Genomic DNA, 23,053 nt, shown 5'->3' on the forward strand with positions numbered 1-23,053 from the left:
CATGAAACAAAATCAATTCTCCATTCGTGTTCCTGCGAGCACAGCTAATTTAGGTCCTGGCTTTGATTCAATCGGAATGGCTTTAAACCGTTATTTAACGTTACACGTGCAAAGCAGTAACGAGTGGATATTTGTTGTTACGTCCGACAATTTAAATGGTATTCCAACCGGGAAAGACAACTTGATTTATCAAATTGCGGCTTGGATTGCTACAGAATATAATCGTGAGTTACCAGATACAAGGGTAGAAATGGAAAGTGACATTCCACTTGCACGGGGGTTTGGAAGCAGTGCGACAGCAATTGTTGCTGGTATTGAACTAGCCAATCAGCTATTGGAGTTAGACTTATCCAGCGATGAAAAAGCACGTTGGGCTAGTATTTATGAAGGTCACCCAGATAACGTTGCTCCCTCGATTTACGGCGGGTTAATTATCGGAAGCCATCGCGAAGATGAAACAAACATCGTCCATGCTGGCATACCTGATATTGATTTAGTCGCTGTCATTCCAGAATACGAATTGAGTACGAAAGAATCACGAAGCGCTTTACCAGAGGCGTTCACTCATAAAGAAGCAGTTGAAGCAAGCAGTATTAGTAACGTGCTTGTCGCAGCGATTTTGCAAAACGACTGGGCATTAGCTGGAAGAATGATGAACAAAGATTTATTCCATTGTCCTTACCGCATGCCAAACATTCCTGAATGGCAAAAAGCTGTGAAACTTGCAGAAGAGTTGCCTGTTTATGGCGCAACACTTAGTGGTGCTGGCCCAATCATCTTGTTTTTTGTTCCAAAAGGCAGTGGAAAAGAAGTAAAACTACAACTTCGCGGTCACTTTAACGAGCACCGTGTGGAAATGCTTGAGGTTGATCGAGAAGGCGTGACTGTTTCAGAGACAATTACATCCTCAAACCAACTTAAAAGCAGCAGTAGCTCTTCTGAGATGCGCTGACTATAGGATTAAAGAAGTTATGAGATTTAAATAGAACGAGTAACGCCCCCTTCGATAATGAAGGGGGCGTTTTTTGAGAGCACTTCTTATAAAACGAAGAAACTCCCCTGATTATATCAAGGAAGTTAAACATTTATGTATGGTGACCCTGAGAGGATTTGAACCTCCGACCTGCCGCTTAGGAGGCGGCTGCTCTATCCTGCTGAGCTCTTTGATACCAAGGGTTTAAGCGTTAGGGAGTTGAACAAATTACCCGAACTCGGTTCGTAAATCAACTTCTACTCAATTATAATGCTTTTATGAAAGTAGTTCAAGCTATAAAAAATGAGAATTAAACACCTATTTTAGTTAGAAAATTTGTCTGGAATTACAGTTAGATTGCGATTTTATAATGTATATGATCTCACCAATAAAAATATTTTTTCAGAACAAATAGCACCCCAATGATTTTATATCTGCGAAAATATGAATATCCAGAAACCTATCGCTAAAATACCTCCAATTAACTCTATTAACGTAAGTGGTCGATATTTAGAGAGGTTACGGTGATTATTTAAATTCCTCGTAGAACTATTAGCAATGTATCTAGAAGTACGTCTTACAGCATAATTATATGGTTTTCTCATTAATTCCCTTCCTATTCATTTAACATTTAATAAAAAGAAGGTATTTCCTGCTAATATAGTGAATTATTTTGTTTCATTTACTTCAATTACATTCAACACTCAAAATTTGGATATTGTTCGTAATCAATTTCACCTTTATAACGTTCTTCGATAATTTCTTTTAATTCTTTGTTATCTATGGATGCTCTTCTTCTTTCATTTATTTGATCATTAGAATTAATTGCACTTAAAATTTCTTCTAACTGTACTTTACTAAAATAAGCACCATATTCAAGTATATATTCTTCAAAATTAACATTTGCTAAATCAAACGAATGACTTCTCCTAAATATTTCTATTAATAAATCTAAAAATTTTGCTAAAATATCATCTTGTTGTGAAAGAAAAAATAATAAATTTCTTGAGGATAAACATATTCTTGGATTTACTACAATACCATTTCCATACAATCTATCTTTAATATTTATAAAGTGTTGTTCCAGTGATGTTGAAAGAAAAACACTTTGTGTAAAAACATTAAAATCATTTTCTGATTTTCTTTCAAGTACCGCCTTCAATTGTTCTTCAGTTTTTACATAAATTTTGGGATATAACGACAAAAAAGATGTATATATCATAATTATGTTAGAATTAGTATATTTTATATCGCTATAATAGGATTTATCAGATTCAATTAATTCATTAAAAACAGGAATGTTCTTTAAATAAAACGTCCTTAATGCTCTAAATATAATTTCACGATTTTCTTCTGAATCTTCATCGTCTAATTTAAAAGAGAACTTCCAAAGATCTTTAAAAAGTTTCTGTTCAGTCGGTTTATTTAATTTGTCAAAATATCTATTATTTAGGTACTTACTCAATTGTTCATCAGTCATTTTATCGTCTTTAATCATCTTGAGATCTTCGAGAAATGTTCCGATGATTTTTTTAGACAATAAAGGTGATTTAATCAATAATCCATCTAACATATTCATCATTAATGCTCTAGCAGTTTCTTTACTTGGTTTATGAAGAATATCAAATGTTGTTAACACAGGATGTGCCGAAAGGTGTCTTTGCTTCCTTAGATAATCAATATTTACTTTATCATTTGTTTCAAATAAGTTGGTTCTTCCCTTTACTAGTTCAATTAATCTAGTTTCCCATTTAGAATTTTCAGGTTCTTTCTCTTGAATACTTTCTATTTCTGTCAAGATACCTTCGGCTGTTGCATCTGAATATCTATCTTTTAATTCGTTTAATTTATATATCAAATCACATACCACAACTGAATATAACATGACTACCGCTGACCTATAATTTCCATTATGATATGAACTTAGCACTTCGTCAAAATATTCCCTTGTATTTTGATTTTGAATTGTTTCCGCTTTATATTCCAAAGATTCCTTATAATACATAGTACCCCCCAATATGGTATGCTTTAATTTTTCTAAATTAATTCAACATCTATAAATAAATTATTTTGTGATATGGTAAATATATCTAATTTAACGTATTTTGTCTATGTATTGTGGTTATTATAAATAAAAAAACACTTCATTTGTTAAATGAGTGCGTTTATTTGTTATGGTTTATTCTCAATTTTCTTCGTTCTCTTTATAATTTACCATCATTATTTAACTCATTAAACTTTTGTTTGATCAAATGCTGTAACACTTCTGCTTTTGATATTCTTACAGCAAAATCAGCATCTTGATAATTTAATCTGTAATAGTCAACCAATTTATCTAATTGTTTTACTTGCTCTTCTTCCAACCTAAAACTTTGTGCCTTTTTCATGAAAATCCTCCATACTCAACCATTTAATTTTATTATCACAATTGTATGTCAATAGTTTATTTATAACAATAAAAAAAACTCTACATCACCATATGGCAATGTAGAGCACATTATTTCTGGTCTTGATTTTGGTCATTACTTTTCCCTTTACTTTTTAAAAGTTCAAGATGATTTTTAATCACATCTGGCAATGGGACTCCCATTTGACCAATATTTTCCATGATCGACAAACCTTCCATTGCTATGTAAAATAATATAACTGCTGTTTTTGTAGCAGGAACTCCTGCAAACATAGCCACATCAATCATATTTGCGATAATGATGACAACAAATATCATTGCTTTCCTTATCATTCCTTGCGACATTTTTAAACTTCTCAATCTCTTATCATAAAACCCTTTAGTTACCCCTGTTATGATATCCAAAAAAATCATAACTACCAAAACTGACATTATCGGTAGCCACCCACCAAACAAAAATGCTAAGGGTACACCTAATAGTGCTGATACTCCTAATAATTTATCCATTTTTTATCATCTACTTTTGTTAAATTTCTTTTCTCCCTTTTTGTGTCGTAAGTGTCCTCATCGATCAATTGACTTAACTCTACTTACCCAATTTCTTCAAACCAGATAATTGTTGTTTTGCTACATAATTAGCTATTTTCTTCATATCTTGATCTGACATATCCCCATCAACATTAAAAGTATACTCATTATTAAAATTGACTTCATGGTTATTTACTACACCAGTTTTACCACTAATATTAGCAAAGATTTTATCACCAATTGTACCAAGTACAGATTTGGTAAGCGGTAATATCGCTTCTGCTCCTGCTTCTCCGACACCTTGTAATCCTGCATTAGCTGTATTAAAGATCGTAGGAGTATTAAAGATACCACCCATTTTATTCCAACTAATTCCTAGTTTAGGAACACTCGGAGGTTTTAGACCAAAGCTACCTGTCATCGTAAATTTTGGTAGTTTAGGCATTGAAATACTCGGAAATTTTAATCTCAAATTAGAGAAGAAACCTTTAATTCGGTTAATTGCTGTACTTATTGTATCCCTCGCACTCGTGATAAATTTCATGTCCAAGGAAGGAAACTTTAATTTCATCGAAGTGAAGAATCCTTTAATCCTATCTACGATTCCAGATATTATTGTTCTCGCTGTCTGGATCGGATTTGTCATGGCAGTACGGATGCTTGAGAAAATAGACCTTGCTGAGCTTAAAATATTGTTGAAATTATTTCGGACACTATTTAAAATACCAGTTACGACATTTGTAATGGTTGTTCTTATCGTATTCCAAATATTAGATATAGTAGTTCTGATATTTGTTGTAATTGAAGATACAGTTTTAAAAATTGAGTCGAATCGAGATTTTATACTGTTCCAAATGTCAGTTGCGACACGAACAATGAAATCTTTAATGCTATTCCAAATTTTTGAAATTGAACTTCTCAATGTATCAATAATCTTACTTGCGACCTCTCCCCCACTTTTAAATAATTGCGTGATAGAAGTCCACTTGCTCTTGATTAAATTTACAACAAGTTTAACAAGATTTTTGACGAGCATTACTATTCGTCCCATGAAGTTTAATTCCATGAAATGCCAAATTGCTTTTATTGCACCAAAGAACATGTCTTTGATACCTTCCCACATTTTGGAAAAATCGCCTGTTAGTAACCCAGAAAAAACCTTCACTATCCCCATAATAAATGTGAGCGTTCCATCGATAACACCCTTTATAGAGTTCCACACCGTTTCGATGATAAATCCAATAAATGGCATCACAAAATTAATCACCGTCATAATACCGTTGAAAGCATTTGTCACCGCATCTAAAATTTGAGCACCATTTTCATCCCAAAATTGGTTAATTTTTAAGAGCGTTTCTTGTATGAAACTAATCATATCTGCTAGAACTGGTCGGATAATATCCATGATCGCATTATAGGTTTCAGTAATTCGACCAACGATCTGTTCTCCGTTTTCTTGCCATTTTTGCTTCAATTGATCAAGAAATTGCACTACATTAGTTTTTATATTTTCGACAATCGGCACAATGATATCTTTAAGCTGATTCCAGACCTCTAAAACCTTGCTTTTCATTTCATTGAACAACTCAACGATCCGCATGGCTTTTGATCCAATTAAATCTTCAATGGTAGTCCCATAAAATCTAGCATCCTCAATCGATTTGTCAAAACCACCTGTTAAATATTTAAACGCATCTAAAAGTGGTTGAAACCACTCACCTGCTTTTTGTAAAACTCCCCAAAGTTGATCTTTAAAGGCAAAAACTAAACCTCCTATCAGTCCAATAAGTATAATAAATGGTGCGTTAACCGTTGCTAAAACACCCATTATAATTCCAAGACTTTTTACAATTAGACCAAAACCAAAAATTAATGGAGGGATAATAGCAATGACTCCACCAAAGATAACTATGAGTTTTTTAGTTCCATCGTCTAAATCGGCAAATTTTCGAGCGACATCTGCAACATAATCTGTAATCGCAATAAAAAATGGTTTAAGTGTTTCACCAAATGCGATAAATACTGCTTCCATTGCTGATTTTAGTCCTCGAAATGCCCCTCCTAGTCCTCCCTCTAAGATTTCTGCCATCGTCTTCGCAGTTCCCTCAGAATTTCTTAGTTGTTCTTCTAAATCGCCTACTGCATCTGACCCTTCACCAAGAAGAATATTCATACCTTTCATAGCTTCTGCACCAAATATTTGTGATAATGCAAAGTCTCGTTGTTCATCGCTCAAATGTGAGGTAGCATCGATTACTTCGCTCATAACCGTTGTCATATCTCGCATATTTCCATTTGAGTCATATATTGCTACTGACTGATCGCCAAATGATATTGCTCCACCCTCAGCATTCTTCTTCATATCTCTCAAAACTGAGTTTAAAGTTGTTCCTGCAACAGACCCTTTTAAACCATTGTCTGCTAAGATTCCTAAGAAAGCGGAAGTTTGCTCAATGTCCATTCCCGATGCAGATGCATTTGCTCCTACATATTTAAGTGCTTCGCCTAGTTGAGTAACATCTGTATTAGACTTGCTACTGGCAGAAGCTAATGCGTCAGCCATGCGACCTGCTTCTTCGGCTTTCATTCCAAACATACTCATTGAATCTGTAACGATATCGGACGTAGTTGCTAAATCCATTCCAGATGCAGATGCTAAGTTTAAGACAGGTTCAATTCCTGCCATGATTTGGGTTGTATCCCATCCTGCTAATGCCATATAACCCATTGCATCAGCCGCACTTGAAGCACTATGAGCAGTTGTACTACCCATTCTCTTTGCTTCATCAGTGAGCATTTGTAAATTTTTCTCTTGTTCTTTGACCGTCCCACCTAAATTATCTCCGAGTAATGCTTGTGTTTTTCTCATCGAGTCATCAAAATCGGCAAAAGTTTTTACTGCAACGACTCCTAATCCGACTAACGGTAAAGAGACACTTTTAGTTAATTTGCTTCCAACATTCATCATGCCTTGACCAATGTTTTGTGTTTTTGTGGCGAAGTCTTTTGCAAAACTATTAGTTTTTTGACTCGCATCATTCATTGCTTTTGTAAATTCGCCTGTTTTGGCGATAATATTGGCAACTATACTGTATTGCTGTGACATATAATTATTCACTCCTTTATCTACAAAAAAAAGGGAGCATCCAAAAATTGGACACTCCCTTTTCTGATATGTAGTTTTTACATGCTAGCTAATTGTTGTTTTGCTCGTTTGATTGCTTCCTTTGTTTCTTCTAAAGTGACATCTTTTTTAATAGGAGTTATATCTTTCTCTCTATCTGATAATTGAGCAATAAATGCAATCCTATCTTTTTCTTCGTATTGAGGTAAAAGAGCAATCGTACTCTGCATTAACCATTCATCTTTTTGACTTTCTAATATTATTTTTTCTTGTAAAATGTGCTCGTCAAAAAATACTTCGTCCAAGACATACTCTCTCGTCCATCCATATTCTTTCGCATATAGATGCACAATTGAAAGCATTGATCTTTGTATTTGAGTCATGATACTCTCTTTTGAAACTGGTTTTGTCGACTCGTTTACTTCTTCTGAGTCGACATCTTGAAGTTTTTTAAGTACCCAACAATCGTTTCAAAATTATTCACTTGCAAAACCGCTTGAATTAGTAAAATGAGATCATCGATCCCACCATCATAAATTTTTTCAAGATCAATTTTAGTCGCTACAGCCAAAAATGGAGGAAGTGTCTCACCCGCTTGAAAAATCAAACTAGGTGCTAACTCAATCATTTTTGCTGTATCTAAATCCTGTGCTTCCCCATCACTAGTCATGAAAACATCCTTAAAAACAGTTGGTAGATCATTTAATGTGTTTGCGAGTGCAGGAATTTGCCGAATTGAAATCTTTTTGACCTCAAATTCTTCATCATTGAAATTAATTTTTACTGTATCTTGCATTTTTAAAACCCCTTTATTTTATTTTTTATTATATTAATATAGTTAAAATATATTAAGCTTCTTCACCGATAAGAAAGAAATTTCCACCTTTAGATAAATCGCCAGTCAAAGGTAATGCGTGGAACTCAACCTCGTAACTAACTACGTCCTTCGAAAAACTTCGCTCAAAAGCACCAACTGGAATTGCCTTGAAAATCTTTATGTCCATGCTTGTATCTCCTACTTCTGCACTTCGAGGATGAACAAGGATTTCAACTGCTTTATCTCTCATGCGTTGATGTAATCGTCCATCTTGTAAACCTACAGTATCCGTTCCGTCTTTAACGTCATCTAGTGCAGGTAACGCCATTTTCAACTTAGCAAAATTCTCTTCTTGAAAGCTGACTTTTAATTTTACGTCCCAACCTTCCAAGTAGTAATCCCAAGTACCTAACTCATACGTTTCTATTTCCAACATTTTCGGTTCTGCTGTAAAAACTGCTCCGTCACCCTGTAGCCCAACGTCTTGACCGTCTACAGTGATATCAGCTAAACCAAAACCAACTTTAATTTCATTACTCATTTATAATCATTCCTTTTTTCATTTCTTTTTTGTTATATTTAAATATTTTAATTCTGAATCAAAAAAACTATTTCAATTGAAAATTCTGACCGATCATTTTTATCTTGAAACAGATAATTAACATCTGTCCTAGCTAAACTATGTAAGACTCTAAGATCACCAAAGTAATAGTTTTCTTTCGAGTGGATTAGATCAAAAATCTCACTTCCTAATTTATAACCATCTGATTGATCTACTGCTCTAAATTTAATTTCCACAACTTTTTCTCTGGTCGGAAAATATAAAGATGGAGGTGCACCACCTAGATCAATCACACTAACAATTGTTTTTGGATCGTCTGGATAAAAATTAATAAACAAGTTTTCTCCAAACGTTAAATTGATTTCTTTTATATTTGCTGACAGAAAATCTCTTACACCCTCTAATAAATTACTCATTGTTGATCACCTTCAACCAATCACCAATGAAAAAATACGATTCAATCAGATTAGGGTCATTATGATCATTAACTCGTTTACCTTTAAAAGTAATCTCAAATTTGTCAGCATCCTTTTTAAAAGTACGTTTAAATTCTGTTTTTGGTGAAATATAAGCTTCCCAAATACAAATATCGTAGTCCCTTGTATCGTTAATTTTTGGATGAATAACAAGTTGTTTTCCTGTCATATCAACGTTACTAGCCGAATCATATAACCCATGTTTATGTTTTTGAAGCGTAGGCATGTGGAGTTTTAAGGTGTTGTAGCTTTCACTGTCAATACTCACAGTAAATGACACTTGATAATCTATTAAAATATAATTTTGAGTAGCATTTAACACGCCACCAAACATATTTTGATAGATTGGGATGGCTGTAAATACTGCTTCATCTGCTATAAACGGAAGTTGCATATCTCCATATGTGATTGAACAAAGACCGAACGGAATATTTAACTCATTCATGATTTACCACTCGCAATCATGGCATCCATAATAAATTGCATATATTTATCAGAGTAAACGGTGACAGGATTTCCTAAAAATTTACGTCCTACACTCATCCCATCGAAACCGCTTTTCCTTCGTGAAGTTTCGCCAAGGTTGTAAAAACCCTCGTGTCGAACTAAAGCATATTTTTTGTTATAGCCAACTTTAGCAATGATCTCTTTGCCATTATTTTTTGCAGGTTCAACTGTTGCATTTTCCATCAGTCCACCTTCAACCAATGGGGCAAGTCTTTGTGAAGCACTCGCTAAATCCTCTGCAATTATTGTTACTTTTTTTTCAATATTATTTACTGCAACCTTTTCCAGACGAAGTAATTCTTTTGCAAATTGTTCCATGCTCATTTCTTTAGCCATTAGACATACACCACCCTTTTTACGACCTCCCCCAATGTATTTCTTGTTAATTTTGTCGATAGGATAGTGTACTCCAATCCTTCAAACTCAACTTTAAAATCTGGATTGATTGTTATATCATCAAAAGTCATAATTTCCATTTTACTGACAACCTCAACTGCTGATCTATTTTTTACAAGCTGATAGTTTTCTTTCACTCGGCATTTAATAGTTTTGGCATTTTTTTTAATGGGTTTTCCATATCCATCACGAGCAACTTCATAAATAGTACATTCTTGATATATTGTCATCATGTGATCCTACCCACCTTTTTATAGATGAATCTCTTTAAAAATAAATGTGCGACAGGAGAAATGAGTGAAGTTGTCATGTGAAATGATAAATCATCAACCTTAAACATCGTTACACCTTCACGTTGCAACTTATGTCGTTCTCTATCGAAAGTTAGCATGAATATTGTTTGCTCATAGATAGCATGTTTATAATTAATAGTATCTTTAGTGCCATCACGTAAATCGAAAGCATTATCAATATAAGATTCAGCTTTTTGTAACATCGTTTCTTTTGATTGATCATCTAATGTAAACCATTTATTAGCTTCCATGTGCATATCAAAGTATGTATTAGCATTTTGAATATTAATCATTTTTCTTCACCCTCTTTTTACGTACGGAAGGCTTTTTATCTACTTTATTTTCCTTGGCTTTCTCAGCTTTTTCTTTAACTTTTCTTTCTGCTTCTTTTAACTTTGCAACATAATGTGATAAAAGCATTTATAATCCTCCTTCTTTCAATAAAACTGAGTAACTCTATAAGTTACTCAGTTCCACCTATTAATCTCAAAACCTATGTAAAAGGATTAAGCGAATGTTACTTTTACTACTTTGCTCTCGTCACGTACATGAGTTGCAAAATGAGCGTCAGCACTAATTAGTGTTGATTTGTGTGTAACATCTCTTGATTCTTCAACTTGTACCTCTTTAGCGAGATAAAGTCCTAGAGCACCTTGTTTAACGATGAATGCTTCACCAACATTAACTCTGTTAGAGTAAATAACTTCCATACCATTCAATTTTCCGTCAATAAATGCTTTGTCAGTTTCGATATTTACAAGCTGATTAGCATTAGCAAGGATAGTCATATCCTCATCTTGATCTTCGCCAAACTTAGCAACTGCGGATAATGCTTCAACTGCTGTTAACTGGTTGCCTGTTGATGCATGAACAAGAGTTGCACCAGTAGATAATGCTGTAAACATTTCTTTTTCTACACCGTTTGATACTGATTTAGATAACTGATCTTCTGCTTCTGTTGCAGGATTTGAGAAATTACCTCTCATAGCTTCGTCTGTGATATTTACTGACTTAGCCGCTTTTTTGATTTGTAGATTTTCAGTGGATGCTGAAAGTTGAGCCATCGGAACTGCTTCACCTTCGGCAACGATCCCTGCATCACCAACATATTTATACTTGTTAACGCTGATTGTTCCTGCTTGCTCACTTCCGAAACCTTGAACAAAAGATAGAGAGTATAGACGAATCTTGTCACCCATTTTTTCTCTTACTGACTCTGCGAATACCTGTAGTGATACTAAATCTGATAATTTTGTTTGCATTTTAAATAACCTCTTTTTATAATTTTTTGTGTAGCTAGTGCATTTCATATAATTTTTTTTGCTTTTGCTACCTTACATTTACATTTGTGATTTTAGTTGCTTATACAATTCTGGATTTTCTTTATAAATTTTTGATCTCTCGGAAGCATTCATTTTCTTAAATTTTTCCTTCGTTACATCTGTTGCGACTTTTAACGGATTAGAACCTTGATTGCCAAAGTTTTGAATTTTTTTGGAAAACAAACCTTTTGCAATGGCTGAATCAATCCATTTCAATTTGAATGTCGTGTCACCTTCTGGAACTAAATCTTTATATTCCTCTGGTACACTTTCCAATTTTGTCACCAACATTTGATTAAACATTTCTTCATATTGAGTCACTTTTTCCTCTAAAGGATTGGGGTTTTCTAGGACTTCTTCAACTTCTTCAACAACTTCTTCGACTTTTTGAACAACTGGTTCTACTTTAGGTTCGTTTGTTAAATTGTTTGATTTTAATGCTTCTAGGTCTGCTTTTACCGTTTCCAATTCGTCTTTAACGAGTTTATATTTGTCGTTGACTTCCTTGAAACGCTCATAGGGTACGCTTTTACCTTCTACTACTTCTTCTTCGACTTTTTCAACTTCGCCCAACAATTCTTCCTTTTCTTCCATCTTAAAAACTCCTTCACATTCTTTTTACGAGGTTTTGTCCTCGGATTAGGTTTTTTTAATTTCGTGACTTTTTACGAGATTCATACTCGATTTTATTTAACTCTTTAACACTGATACTCTGATACTCTTCACTGACAACCTCACCTTGACCACGCACAGAAGGCATGTATGAAAGCCATACATGTTTACAGTTAGGATGTAGTGTCTTAAAATTTTGATTTGGTAAAGTATCAATACTTGGATAGGTTTTGCTGTTGCCAGTGATCGAGAATACCTTCCCTTCGTAAAAGCTACACCAATCTTCTGCATTGTGATCGCTGATCTGGATCAGATCAAAATTTTCTTCATCGGGATATTTTTCTCGATAATCTTTTAATCTGTTGATTGTTCCCTCATTATGTAAAATACGAGATTTTGTTCTAACAACCATATCGGCATACTTATCGATCTTCCAATTTTTTCGACCTTTATCGACAAAACTATTAACTCCATTTTTCTTCAACTGATCAGTTAATTTCTTTTTAACAGTGATATAACTTTCACCCGATTCAATCATCGAAACTAATAATTCTTGTGCGTTTGACCTTATAATCTTTTTGGCTTCTCTACCCATGAAACGAGTGTTTTTTGCTAAATCCCTATACAGATCATTAGTCGCTCGTTTCAATGCTCTTTTATGTATTGCGCTACTTGCACCTTCAATGACATCAACACCTAGTAAAAAAGATGATGACTTATCAATGTTTTGAAGAGACAATAAATAATAAAGAGGATACGTTTTTTTCAGATATTTAAGCGTGTCAGTATTAAGACCCAAAACAACCTTATCTATATCATTCGACAGTTTATTTAATTGTCGTTTTGTCAATCTTCTGTTTATCTGTTTCTGTAATAAGCCAACAATCAAACCGTAACCAATAACATATTTCATAATGAGTTTTTGCGTTTCTTTATCTAACTCTTCAATATCTTTAATGTCAGTGATGCTAAGAGTTTCTATTTCTTCATCTGTAAAGTCGATCATGATTATTCACCTACAGTGTCAGTGTCAACAACATCATAATTTACTTCGTTTTCCATAAAAGATAAACGCTGACGTTCATTTTCTTCATTTATAATCTCTAAAAATTCATCATCAATTTCTTGTTTGCTGTAATGTGGATTTAGTCTAGCAATAGATGATTTTATAGAGGTGACACCTGCAACAACTTTCAATTGTTCCTCTTGGCTTTGAGTATAGGAATCCTCTGGCATACTGGCAGACAATTCAACGTTCGGTAGTTGTGGATTATAATTACCATTTCCTGCAATAACGTCTAACTGTTGAGCTAGTAGCAAAACTTTTTTAATTGCTGTTTGCCAATAAGTTAATGAGTTTTCTATAATTTGAGATGTTCGAAAAGCTTTAAGTTTGATTGATAAAGCAGAACTATTGGCACTTTCTTTGGTTAAACCATATAAATTTGAATTTAATGGTGAAAGAAAGTGAATTGCTTTCATAATGATTTGATCTATGTATTCAAAATTCGCTTGAAGTTGACTATCCCAAGTCATATATTCTGGTTTCACTTCTCCTTCTTCCATTGGGATCATGATTCCACCATCTGACATCTTAAATTGATAATTATCATCTAAGATATTTGCACTAGCGATAATATTAGGAGAAGTAAACTTATCCATAATGATGCTGATCTGAGAACAACGCCAATTATATTCTTCTAATAGCGGTTCAATCCCAAATAAAACGGAATAACCAAACAACGATCCGTCATTTCTACTGAATGGCACATGTGTCAATGGTGACTCTAATAGTTGAGTATTTACCTCACTATGTTCACTCATCACTTCTGCACCAATGTCATTATCCGTAAAATAATTCTTCTTACTAATACACCAATATTCACCGTTTCGTTTTTCATATATTTCACTATATAAAAAAGTTTCATCATCCTCTTCAACTGGAAACGCAATAGTTTCTTTGACGATCTTTCTTTGATTTCTTGGGTCTAACTCTGGAAAGTAATATTCGGGTTGTATGAAAGATATTTTACTTTTGCCTTCATCTAAATAGTTTTTTAATACTACATCACCTTTTACTCCAACCGTTAATCCAGCTTCACTCAATAGTGAATTGAAATCATTCTCATAAATTAAACGATCTAGTGCTATGTTTACATCATTATCATTTTTTACACTTGCAGCTATGCCTTTACTAAATCCTAAGTCACGATATAGCTTTACAATTTCCATACCAAGTGCAACAGGAACGTATTTTTCATTAGGCTTTTTAAAACTGGGTTCATTTCTGAAAATGTCCCAATATTTTTTATATCGTAAATGGCGATTGTCATTAAAATTTATCTCCAATTTCTCACATCCTTAAATAACCTATAACCAAGATGGTTTAGGTTCTATTCGTTTTGGTTTTTTAACTTTTTCTATAATTTCCCAAACACCTGCAAGACTATCTGGTGCATCGTCATGTCGTGCTTTAGGATTCCAATCTTTAATCTGTAAATTGTACTCTTGACTATCTCTATTAAATTTTATAACTCCGTTTGCAATGTCTGGTTGCAGTTGCATAATTCTAACTTCCTTGTTCGTTCTCGGTTTCACTGGCTTGGTACGAACATGATAAATACCTTCATCTTTTAATCGTTTCTTTAGATCATTCAATATGTATTCTTGGAAAAGTACACTTTCAAAAGCCAAGACATCTAAACTGTCATATTGCTTTACTTTTTCTACGATCAAATCAATTAATTTATCTGGTGTGATCCGCTTAATTGTGCCATCCACCACATATTTATATCCTGTGACTTTGTGCTTTGCTAAAATTGTAATGGCTGAATAATCTCCATTACGTTTTCCCATAGCAGGATCGACAAACATTGCTAAATTACAATCATTTAAGTCTGGTAGGCTATCCCAGTATTGAATATCTTTAAAAATGTAATTATCTGATCCTCTTGGCTGACATTGCATTTCTTTATAAAATGAACTTTCACCATCATCGACAAGTTTCCTCATTAGGAAATAGTAATCAAATTTTTCTTCCCACAAAACTCTCGTCTCTTTTAACATTTCATCTTTGTTTGCAATAAAAAAATCATGAGCAGTTTGCTCACGATTCTTGTCTTCTAGTGAAGTATAAAGTTTTCGCCAACCTGCCCACAGATCAGATCGCTCTGCCCACTCTAAAATAGATTGGAAAAATAATTGTTTATATCCAGTGGTTTCTGGTGAGAGAAGTTCGGATAAAATATCTTCTTGGTGCAGGACTGTACCTACAACTAGGACACGAGTATTTTCGTCCCCTGCATTTAACAGAGAATCTTTATATGTATTCGCTAATTGTTGCCTTTGACTATCAGACTCAGCCACTTTATCTTTAATGAGATCATCACACAAAATTAATTGCGCTCTATGCTCTTTGTATCTAATCCCTCTTATCGAACCGTCAATCCCACGAATTGTCAAACATGTATCATTGTTGAGCCATATTTCGTCAAAAGCCCATTTTTTAGATGATTTAAGTTTTCCAAAGTCTTCAATAATTGCATCATTGGAAGTTAACTCATCTTTAATCATATTCAAAAATGGAATTGCAGTATCTTCTGTTGCGGAAACAATTAAAATAAATTGTAATTTTTTATATAAGAGAATATTAAGCGGAAACAAGAAACTTGATAAAGTTGATTTTCCGTATCCTCTTGGGACGCCTACAACCATCCGTTTTCCTTCATTTTTAAGTAGCCAATCTAATTCTTCCATCAAAGTATCATGAAACTGACAGAATTTTTTAGAAAAATATTTTGGGAAATATGCTTGTGCAAAGTAGGCGATGTCAATTTCACCTAGCATCTGACGTAATCCATGTTTACCAGTTAACGGATATTGTTCGATAAGTGCTGTAATTTCATCATCGGTAAAATGTAATTTAAGATGCTTAATTAATAATTCTTGGTCATTAACTTTCAATTAAATCTGATTCCTCCTTTTGCAAAATAAGCCAACTCAAAACAACCCTCCTACAGGAAAAGCAAGGGGGTTTAAGGAAAAACTGTACAGAGGACTGTTTTCAGATGGCTTTGGTTTGATTGGGTTGGGGGGGTCGAAAGTTAAAAAATAGTCCGAAAATGTTTGAGGTGTAGTCCCCCACAATCTCACCATCTCAAAGTATCTACCCCCACCCCCTTTGATCCACTTCCGTTTTTTTCCATCACTATATTTACGTGTCCTGACGTATGCTCACTTTACTTGTCCACTGTCCACATTCTAATTTGTACGCACTACACCACACTTGTCTGTACTACTCATCTATTGCATATGTACTGTATGTATGTACCTTGTGTAATGTACTATGTACCCTGTTGTGTGTGCTTGCTATGTGCCTGTGTACCCTGCGTGTGTTGTGTGTACCTTGTATGTGTTATACCTATATACGTACCATCATGTGTGTAGTACACCTGTTTATGTGTGTGTACTCATGCATGTGTGTACTATGTACCTTGTGTATACCTGCTGTGTGTATGATATGTGTGTCTGTATCCTCATGTATCTATTGGTTGCTACCTTACTATTTAGCGTGTGTACTATTTGTACTGTTGCTTATAAATGTACTCGTAGCAATTGGATTAAGGATACAGATACAAATCAGAAACGAGAAAACGAAAGAAACCTAATTCATAAAATGAGATTTATTCTTTGTTTAAAACGAGAAAATTAGTCTTGATAAAACGAGAATTTTATCCTGTTATAAATGAGAAATTCTTTTTATTAAAACGAGAAAAACCCTTTTTCGTAAACGAGATTTTTTTCTTATCAAAAACGAGAAAATCCTTTTTTTACATTGATTCATACATCATTAATTTATTCATTTAATGTATATGGCATTCATACTTTATTGCGTAAAATAATCATTTGATGTAATAAAGTATTATAAATATCGTGTGTAAACCTTGTTACAATAGGGTTTTGATTATTACGATAAAATTATATGGTATACACTTTTTATACATCGTTGATATAACAGGCTTTTGATGTTTTTACAACGTGATTTATAATTTTAAAAATGCATAAAACTTTCAAGATTATTCTTTGTTTTCTTTCTGTTTTAAGAGTTGGATCATCGCATTCTTTGATTCTGATTCATCTGTTTTAACAGTAACTTCTTGTGTCTGATTCCAACCAGAGTGCATCAACAAATTCTCTAACGCTCTTAGTTTGACCATATCATTCTTAGAGTTGTTACCAAGTTTTTCGAGTGCTCTTATGTAGTCCTCCGCTTTATCCTTTAGTTCTTGTTTTAGATAAGCATCTCTTAGCCTATTCATTTCTTCTAATTTTGCCTTGAACTCAGCATCTTTTAACCATGCATAGATTGTAGTTCGACTTACTTGTAGTTCTTCTGCGATTGCTTTAACAGTTATGTTTCTCTGCGCTAAAAGTTCAATTGCTCTTAATTTCTTGTCTGGCATATTTTTCACCTCTTATCTTTTTGAAACTTTTGGGACATGTTCATATTTGTTTGGATTTACTAATCAAAATTTGTATTTCATGTTATTATTAGGTAAACAAATAATGCTTAGGAGGGCTTTTATGAATAACACAATGAGATGGAAATGGTACAAGGTATTTTTCGATTTGAAAATAGAAGATTTCCACAATTACATCGAAACTATGGAAGACAGTATTGAATCTCAAAAATCTTCTCTTGAAGAACGATTTAATAAAGAATCTCATCATATAACCGACCCTGAACATAAACAAGAACTTTATGAACATATGTTTATGGATGAATACGAATCTCTTAATAAACATTATCCACAAATTCTCAGAAAATCACTTTTTATTTCGCTATACTCATTTATGGAATCAGAATTAAAAACCATTGCTGAAAATGTTGAAGAGAACACTTCAACCAATATTAGATTAGTAGACATAAGCTATAGTGGGACACAAAAATACTTTTTTTATATTAAAAATGTAAATAATATTAAGATAGGCATAGATCAGAATACCATGAAGAAATTTATTAAATACAACTCTCTAAGGAACTACTTTGTTCACAATGACTCAGCTTCAATTAAGCAAAAACAGTATAATGATTTAAAAGCACTCCCTTTTGTAACATTTAAAAAATTTGCAGCAGTTGATCCTTCTATTAATAATGAGAATTGGTATAATGTTAAATGCTTAACAGAAGACTTCAACAAGCATTACTTAGAATTAATTTCTCTTTTTTTCGATGCACTATTTAATGCACTCAGTGAGTTGGAAGACAATTAAAAGGGGAGAGGATCTTCATTCCCCTTTGTATAGATTAAACATCAGTATTATTAACTCCACGAGAACATTCCTTTTAACATTTCAGTCAATGCCCTAGCTTCATCTTGCAACCTCTTATTCTCATCCGATAAAACTTTTTTCTCTTCACGATTTCTCACTGTATCCAACATATGCATCGTCATCTGATTATGTCGATACTTAGTGATCAAATCATTGATCTCTTTATAGTCGGCACTGACAAAATATTTAAGTGAACACTTCCTACAATTGAAAAAATTAAACTCAACTATATTCCCTCTATATTCGCCCATTTTCTCAGACTTCATTTTTTTTATTTCGAATTTATGATTGCAATTATCACAAATAATCTTCTTATTTTTCATCTAATAAACTCCTTAAAGAAGCAATTCTATTTTCAACTAATCCAACAATTTTATATAAATCTTTGTTTTTAATCCTCTTTGAAGAATTAATTGCTACAATATCATCAGCATCCATTTCAAATAAAAGATTACTCAAAAAATCATTATCCACTCTTGATTTAATCCATTCTTCTAATAATCCATTCTGTTCATCTATACGCTCATCTTCAATCTCAACGATCTCCATAAACGACTCAAAAAAGTTAATCTCCTTCATATAATTCATCTCTCTCAAACTCAATTTTGGCACTTGATCATAAGCATCCTCAACACGCTTTTTTAACCGTTGTCTGTTATGATCAATTGCTGACTCAGTGTAAGGTTTACACTCATTTGGCAACTGATTATATGGGATTGTGTAATCATCATTTCTGTCCCTTTGAAACAGCTTCATCACATTTAAGTATCTTATCTGTCCTGCTGTCAATACTTTGTCATGCTCACCTCTAAACCAATCTAAAAAATGACTTCCTATATAATCATTACGTATGTAAAACAGGTTGCTTTCCTCACCTAATTCATCCATTAAAGGGAAATCTCCATCTTCTGTACTGGCGACCTCATCCAAACTTTTTGTCACTGGTTTGCACCACTCTGCTTCGCCATCTATCTCAACCTTGTAACTGTTATTAATTTTATTAGCGTAATTGTGTAAATCTGTTTTTATAATTTTATTAATATTGTCATGCATAATCGTATTTTCCTTCGTTCCACTAATTACAACCTTTGACCACTCAAAATCACTGTTAATAGGTTTAAATGTCATTACTTTTTTTGTCACACTAAACATAATCATCGACATAAAATCATCATTCTCATTATTAAAAAGCCATCCATAACTTTTCCAGAGCGACCCGATAAAACGTCTTGATTTAGGTGTTGATACCTCGAATTGTGTCACAATACTTGATCTACCATTATCTTTAATTTTTTTCACAAAGTAATCATCCAAAAATTGTAATCTATATTCTGTTGTTTTATCATCAATTTTAGTAATTTTAGTTTCGTCCTCTTTCTCTACATAAACAGGGAAGTTTTCTGGAGCTATTTCTTCCATTCTGCAATTTCCATTTTCGTCAATTTGAATCTCAGACCATCGCTCACCGCTATTAATCCTAGTTATAGCTGTCCTAGCGACACCAAACAATTTAGATATTTCCTTATGAGTTAATTTTGCTGCCTGTTGTTTTTGATAAGTTAATTTTGAGCCACTTTTAGGTGTTTCGATCACATGAAAAATGAGCCACACAATTTCCAATTTCAATAATCTCTCTTATGATAGATAGTGACCAAACTACTTCATACTGAGAGGAAGAAAAGGATGATTGATATGGCTCAATATTATAATATCAAATATTTAAAAGAGGTTGAAGGTTTATCGGAAAGAAGCATCGCAAAAAAGCTTGGTATTTCAAGGAATACCGTAAGTAAATATCTTAATCAATCAGAACTCCCCACGGCGATTAATAGACAAAGAATCTATGGATCCAAACAATATTCAGATGAAACGAAACGAGTATTGCCAATCATCGATCAGTGGCTAGAAGATGATTTGAAGCATTGGGCGAAACAAAAACATACGGCAGCTAGAATCTATAAGAGACTCGTTGATGAGTATGCATTTAAAGGCTCGGCATCTAATATTCGAAAAGTGGTTGCTAAGCGTAGAAAGAAACTTCAAAAAGTATTTATTCCTTTGGAATTTCAACTGGGACATCAATTTCAATTTGACTGGGGTGAAGCTGATATTATTCTTCAAGGCCGAATCCTACGGGTTTATCTCTTCTGTATTCAGTTATCCGCTAGTCGCATGCGATTTGTTAGGGCCTATCTTCACGAGAAACAAGAAGCCTTTCTCGATGGTTTTGTTCATGCCTTTGAATTCTTTGGAGGAATACCAACAGAAGGACTCTATGACAATCTGAAAACGGCAGTACAAAAAACTTTAAAAGGAAGAGATCGCATAGAGCAAGAGACATTTCTCGCTCTACAAGCCCATTATTTATTTAAATCAGAGTTTTGTAATGTTCGTTCTGGAAATGAAAAAGGACGAATCGAAGGGACGGTTGGTTATATTCGAAGAAATGCCTTCGTTCCACTTCCGGCAGTTCAATCAATGGAAGAGTTAAATGATTCCTTGAAAGAATGGTGTTTAAAGGAATCAGAAAGGACCATGGTTCCAAATTCCAAAGAGACTGTGGCTCAAATGTGGGAGAAAGAAAAAGGTTATCTACAGGCCCTTCCTGATCAGGTTTTTGAAGCGTGTAAGTTGGTATCATGTCAGGTGAATAAAACGTCTTTAGTTACAATTGAGACCAATCAATACTCTGTTCCATGTCAATTTGTCGGAAAAGCTGTTTGGGCAAAAATTTTTGTCGATCAGGTGATCATAGTGGCTCAAAATCAAGTGATCGCAGAACATTCTCGATCTTATGAACGAAATCAAATGTTTACGAATCTTGATCATTATCTTGACGCTCTACTTAATAAGCCGCGGGCAATAAGAGATGCACACGCCTTTCACTCTTCTGAGATCCCAGACGTATTCAAACGGTATCATCGTAAGATGAGAGAACAAGAAGGAGCGATTGGAGATCAAAAGTTCATCCGTCTTCTCCTCTTACATCGTGAGATTGGCTTGCCCAAGTTAACTCAAGCTTTAATCGAAGCTGAGAAGACTCACGTATTTCGCTATGAGGTGGTTCACGATATGATTCAACAACTTACAAATGAGGGCGTGATCATTCATGACCTTTCAAGAGAAAAAACGCCTACGAGTTTACTAGACTATAAAGTTCAAAAGTCGAACGTAGAACAATACGGTTTACTGACAGGAGGGAAGAAATGATGGCCACAACAACGTTACTCCTGGAGCATATGACGAAACAATTAAGAACGCCTACGATCGCTCAAAACTACGAATCTCTCGCAAGAGAGGCTGAAGAGCGGAACCTTAGTTATGAAGAGTACTTGTTAGCTTTATTAGATTTGGAAGTGAAAACACGAGAAGAAAATTTAAAACAACGACGACTTAAACAAGCTACTTTTCCCGTTCATAAAACGTTAGATACCTATGACTTTAGTTTAATGCCCAGCTTAAACCGAAACCGATTTTTAACGTTAGGCCAAGGTGATTTCGTAGAAAAAAAAGAGAATATCATTTTCCTTGGTAACAGTGGGACAGGGAAATCTCATTTAGCAACAGGAATAGGTATTGAAATGATTCAAAATGGATACAAAGTCAAGTTTATAACAGCATCAGAATTGGTAGAAGAACTATTGATGGCAAAGGAAGAACATAAACTAAATGCTCTCGAAAAGAAGTGGCTCAAATTAGATGTGATCATTATAGATGAACTCGGATATGTGCCCTTTTCAAAGGTAGGATCAGAGCTATTATTTCAATTTTTCTCCAGTCGATATGAACGTGCGAGTGTCATCATTACAACCAACTTAGAATTCAGTGAATGGACGAGTTTATTTGGCGATGACAAGATGACAGCAGCTCTTTTAGATCGACTCACTCATCGATCACATATACATTTATTAAATGGCGAATCATATCGTTTTAGGCAAAGTATGAAACAGAATGAAGGAGGCTAAAGAACATGCGAAAGTTGGGAGAGGGTTGCCCCTCCCAACTTCCAATCCTACCCATTAATGGGTGGACAAAGATGACAAGTGGCTCACTTTTAAAGTGATCGCTGTGGCTCAATATTATGTTGACAAAAACACCTGTAACAATCGCTTTATATCAATAACGTCTTGGACGCTCAATTTATTCCTTTTCGCCATTTTTCAACAACCCTTGTGCAAAGAGCTTAAATCCTTCACTGTCGCTATTAAAATCTAAATCAATATCCATAAAAGGATATTCCGTTTCTAATTCTCTTGCTAAGTCCCATATTTTGCGATATTTTAATTCCATCTCTAATGCTACTTGCTCGGCTAAATTATATTCTTCGTCTGACATTTCGACTCTATCATCTGGTTTCAAGTTAAAAATAACCTTACCATCAAAATCAACAACATTAATATCGTTGATATTATCGGGATCAATCAAAACCCATTCAGCATGCACATTACATAAGTCAATACTTTTATTTTCATCCACATATGTAAAGAATCTCGCTAAATCTGCTTGATCAACCTCAAATTTATACTCTATTCCATTTTCCATTTCTAAATTTAATACTTTATTTTTTTTCATTTTAAACAAACCCCTTTGTTTTTAATGTACATTCCAATGTATATTTATTATTGTATTTCCTTTTACTTAATAACTTTTATCCAATATAAAAAGCATCTGCCATTTGACAAATGCTTTAAATAATTTATTAA

General features: G+C 33.8%; 27 protein-coding genes. 4 read left to right on the forward strand and 23 right to left on the reverse strand.

All coding sequences use genetic code 11. From position 1 onward, the window contains the following. The first annotated feature begins 1 nt into the window (after position 1). Positions 2–952, forward strand: coding sequence for a homoserine kinase (gene thrB / locus ACM26V_RS16785; protein WP_416147886.1), 951 nt, complete (start codon positions 2–4; stop codon positions 950–952). Between the two features lie 449 nt (positions 953–1,401). Here the strand turns inward: thrB and ACM26V_RS16790 are convergent, their stop codons facing one another. The 20 genes from ACM26V_RS16790 to ACM26V_RS16885 all read right to left on the reverse strand — a co-directional run bounded on the left by ACM26V_RS16790 (position 1,402) and on the right by ACM26V_RS16885 (position 17,479). After that, positions 1,402–1,578, reverse strand: coding sequence for a hypothetical protein (locus ACM26V_RS16790; protein WP_416147887.1), 177 nt, complete (start codon positions 1,576–1,578; stop codon positions 1,402–1,404). A 92-nt stretch (positions 1,579–1,670) separates the two neighbouring features. Next, positions 1,671–2,978, reverse strand: a complete 1,308-nt coding sequence (locus tag ACM26V_RS16795) for a hypothetical protein (protein WP_416147888.1) — start codon at positions 2,976–2,978, stop codon at positions 1,671–1,673. 199 nt (positions 2,979–3,177) lie between these two features. Continuing rightward, positions 3,178–3,360, reverse strand: a complete 183-nt coding sequence (locus ACM26V_RS16800) for a hypothetical protein (RefSeq protein WP_416147889.1) — start codon at positions 3,358–3,360, stop codon at positions 3,178–3,180. Between the two features lie 110 nt (positions 3,361–3,470). Continuing rightward, positions 3,471–3,887, reverse strand: a complete 417-nt coding sequence (locus ACM26V_RS16805; protein ID WP_416147890.1) for a holin family protein — start codon at positions 3,885–3,887, stop codon at positions 3,471–3,473. Between the two features lie 79 nt (positions 3,888–3,966). Further along, on the reverse strand, positions 3,967–7,014 hold the full coding sequence (locus tag ACM26V_RS16810) for a phage tail tape measure protein (protein WP_416147891.1): 3,048 nt from the start codon (positions 7,012–7,014) through the stop codon (positions 3,967–3,969). 77 nt (positions 7,015–7,091) lie between these two features. Then, a complete protein-coding gene (locus ACM26V_RS16815) occupies positions 7,092–7,415 on the reverse strand; it encodes a hypothetical protein (protein ID WP_416147892.1) in 324 nt (107 codons plus the stop codon). 35 nt (positions 7,416–7,450) lie between these two features. Continuing rightward, complete coding sequence (locus tag ACM26V_RS16820) at positions 7,451–7,828, reverse strand: hypothetical protein (RefSeq protein ID WP_416147893.1); 378 nt, start codon at positions 7,826–7,828, stop codon at positions 7,451–7,453. Positions 7,829–7,880: 52 nt separating this feature from the next. After that, positions 7,881–8,390, reverse strand: coding sequence for a hypothetical protein (locus ACM26V_RS16825; protein WP_416147894.1), 510 nt, complete (start codon positions 8,388–8,390; stop codon positions 7,881–7,883). Positions 8,391–8,437: 47 nt separating this feature from the next. After that, on the reverse strand, positions 8,438–8,827 hold the full coding sequence (locus ACM26V_RS16830) for a minor capsid protein (RefSeq protein ID WP_416147895.1): 390 nt from the start codon (positions 8,825–8,827) through the stop codon (positions 8,438–8,440). Next, on the reverse strand, positions 8,820–9,332 hold the full coding sequence (locus ACM26V_RS16835) for a hypothetical protein (protein WP_416147896.1): 513 nt from the start codon (positions 9,330–9,332) through the stop codon (positions 8,820–8,822). Before ACM26V_RS16835 ends, ACM26V_RS16830 begins: the two co-directional genes overlap by 8 nt. Further along, positions 9,329–9,730, reverse strand: coding sequence for a hypothetical protein (locus ACM26V_RS16840; protein ID WP_416147897.1), 402 nt, complete (start codon positions 9,728–9,730; stop codon positions 9,329–9,331). The genes ACM26V_RS16835 and ACM26V_RS16840 overlap by 4 nt, the downstream gene beginning before the upstream one ends. Beyond that, the gene (locus ACM26V_RS16845; RefSeq protein ID WP_416147898.1) at positions 9,730–10,023 is read right to left on the reverse strand and encodes a hypothetical protein; all 294 of its coding nucleotides are present in this window, start codon (positions 10,021–10,023) and stop codon (positions 9,730–9,732) included. Before ACM26V_RS16845 ends, ACM26V_RS16840 begins: the two co-directional genes overlap by 1 nt. Beyond that, the gene (locus tag ACM26V_RS16850; RefSeq protein WP_416147899.1) at positions 10,020–10,376 is read right to left on the reverse strand and encodes a hypothetical protein; all 357 of its coding nucleotides are present in this window, start codon (positions 10,374–10,376) and stop codon (positions 10,020–10,022) included. The genes ACM26V_RS16845 and ACM26V_RS16850 overlap by 4 nt, the downstream gene beginning before the upstream one ends. After that, positions 10,369–10,503 carry a hypothetical protein gene (locus ACM26V_RS16855; RefSeq protein WP_416147900.1) on the reverse strand — a complete coding sequence of 45 codons (135 nt, stop codon included), beginning with the start codon at positions 10,501–10,503 and terminating at the stop codon, positions 10,369–10,371. Before ACM26V_RS16855 ends, ACM26V_RS16850 begins: the two co-directional genes overlap by 8 nt. A gap of 86 nt (positions 10,504–10,589) precedes the next feature. Next, positions 10,590–11,345: a hypothetical protein gene (locus ACM26V_RS16860; protein ID WP_416147901.1), complete on the reverse strand. Its 756-nt coding sequence runs from the start codon at positions 11,343–11,345 to the stop codon at positions 10,590–10,592. Between the two features lie 78 nt (positions 11,346–11,423). Next, the gene (locus ACM26V_RS16865) at positions 11,424–11,999 is read right to left on the reverse strand and encodes a hypothetical protein (protein ID WP_416147902.1); all 576 of its coding nucleotides are present in this window, start codon (positions 11,997–11,999) and stop codon (positions 11,424–11,426) included. 55 nt (positions 12,000–12,054) lie between these two features. Beyond that, positions 12,055–13,023 (reverse strand): phage minor capsid protein, encoded by a 969-nt coding sequence (locus ACM26V_RS16870; protein ID WP_416147903.1) that lies wholly within the window; start codon positions 13,021–13,023, stop codon positions 12,055–12,057. Positions 13,024–13,025: 2 nt separating this feature from the next. After that, on the reverse strand, positions 13,026–14,366 hold the full coding sequence (locus ACM26V_RS16875) for a phage portal protein (RefSeq protein WP_416147905.1): 1,341 nt from the start codon (positions 14,364–14,366) through the stop codon (positions 13,026–13,028). Between the two features lie 21 nt (positions 14,367–14,387). Further along, positions 14,388–15,980 carry a phage terminase large subunit gene (gene terL, locus ACM26V_RS16880; RefSeq protein ID WP_416147906.1) on the reverse strand — a complete coding sequence of 531 codons (1,593 nt, stop codon included), beginning with the start codon at positions 15,978–15,980 and terminating at the stop codon, positions 14,388–14,390. 1,112 nt (positions 15,981–17,092) lie between these two features. Beyond that, on the reverse strand, positions 17,093–17,479 hold the full coding sequence (locus ACM26V_RS16885) for a phBC6A51 family helix-turn-helix protein (RefSeq protein ID WP_416147908.1): 387 nt from the start codon (positions 17,477–17,479) through the stop codon (positions 17,093–17,095). Between the two features lie 121 nt (positions 17,480–17,600). On the opposite strand from ACM26V_RS16885, the gene ACM26V_RS16890 reads away from it, so the two are divergent. Further along, complete coding sequence (locus tag ACM26V_RS16890; RefSeq protein WP_416147909.1) at positions 17,601–18,290, forward strand: hypothetical protein; 690 nt, start codon at positions 17,601–17,603, stop codon at positions 18,288–18,290. A gap of 50 nt (positions 18,291–18,340) precedes the next feature. On the opposite strand, the gene ACM26V_RS16895 is transcribed toward ACM26V_RS16890, so the two are convergent. Next, complete coding sequence (locus tag ACM26V_RS16895) at positions 18,341–18,673, reverse strand: hypothetical protein (protein ID WP_416147910.1); 333 nt, start codon at positions 18,671–18,673, stop codon at positions 18,341–18,343. Then, positions 18,663–19,976, reverse strand: a complete 1,314-nt coding sequence (locus ACM26V_RS16900; RefSeq protein ID WP_416147911.1) for a hypothetical protein — start codon at positions 19,974–19,976, stop codon at positions 18,663–18,665. The genes ACM26V_RS16895 and ACM26V_RS16900 overlap by 11 nt, the downstream gene beginning before the upstream one ends. Positions 19,977–20,033: 57 nt before the next feature. Between ACM26V_RS16900 and istA the strand changes: the two genes are divergently transcribed. Continuing rightward, positions 20,034–21,560 carry an IS21 family transposase gene (gene istA, locus ACM26V_RS16905; protein WP_416147912.1) on the forward strand — a complete coding sequence of 509 codons (1,527 nt, stop codon included), beginning with the start codon at positions 20,034–20,036 and terminating at the stop codon, positions 21,558–21,560. After that, positions 21,557–22,315: an IS21-like element helper ATPase IstB gene (gene istB, locus ACM26V_RS16910; RefSeq protein WP_416147913.1), complete on the forward strand. Its 759-nt coding sequence runs from the start codon at positions 21,557–21,559 to the stop codon at positions 22,313–22,315. Before istA ends, istB begins: the two co-directional genes overlap by 4 nt. A gap of 175 nt (positions 22,316–22,490) precedes the next feature. On the opposite strand, the gene ACM26V_RS16915 is transcribed toward istB, so the two are convergent. Continuing rightward, positions 22,491–22,922 (reverse strand): hypothetical protein, encoded by a 432-nt coding sequence (locus ACM26V_RS16915; protein ID WP_416147914.1) that lies wholly within the window; start codon positions 22,920–22,922, stop codon positions 22,491–22,493. Positions 22,923–23,053: the final 131 nt, after the last annotated feature.

It is taken from the genome of Salipaludibacillus sp. HK11 (assembly GCF_047795645.1).
In the GTDB taxonomy this organism is placed as follows: domain Bacteria; phylum Bacillota; class Bacilli; order Bacillales; family Salisediminibacteriaceae; genus Salipaludibacillus.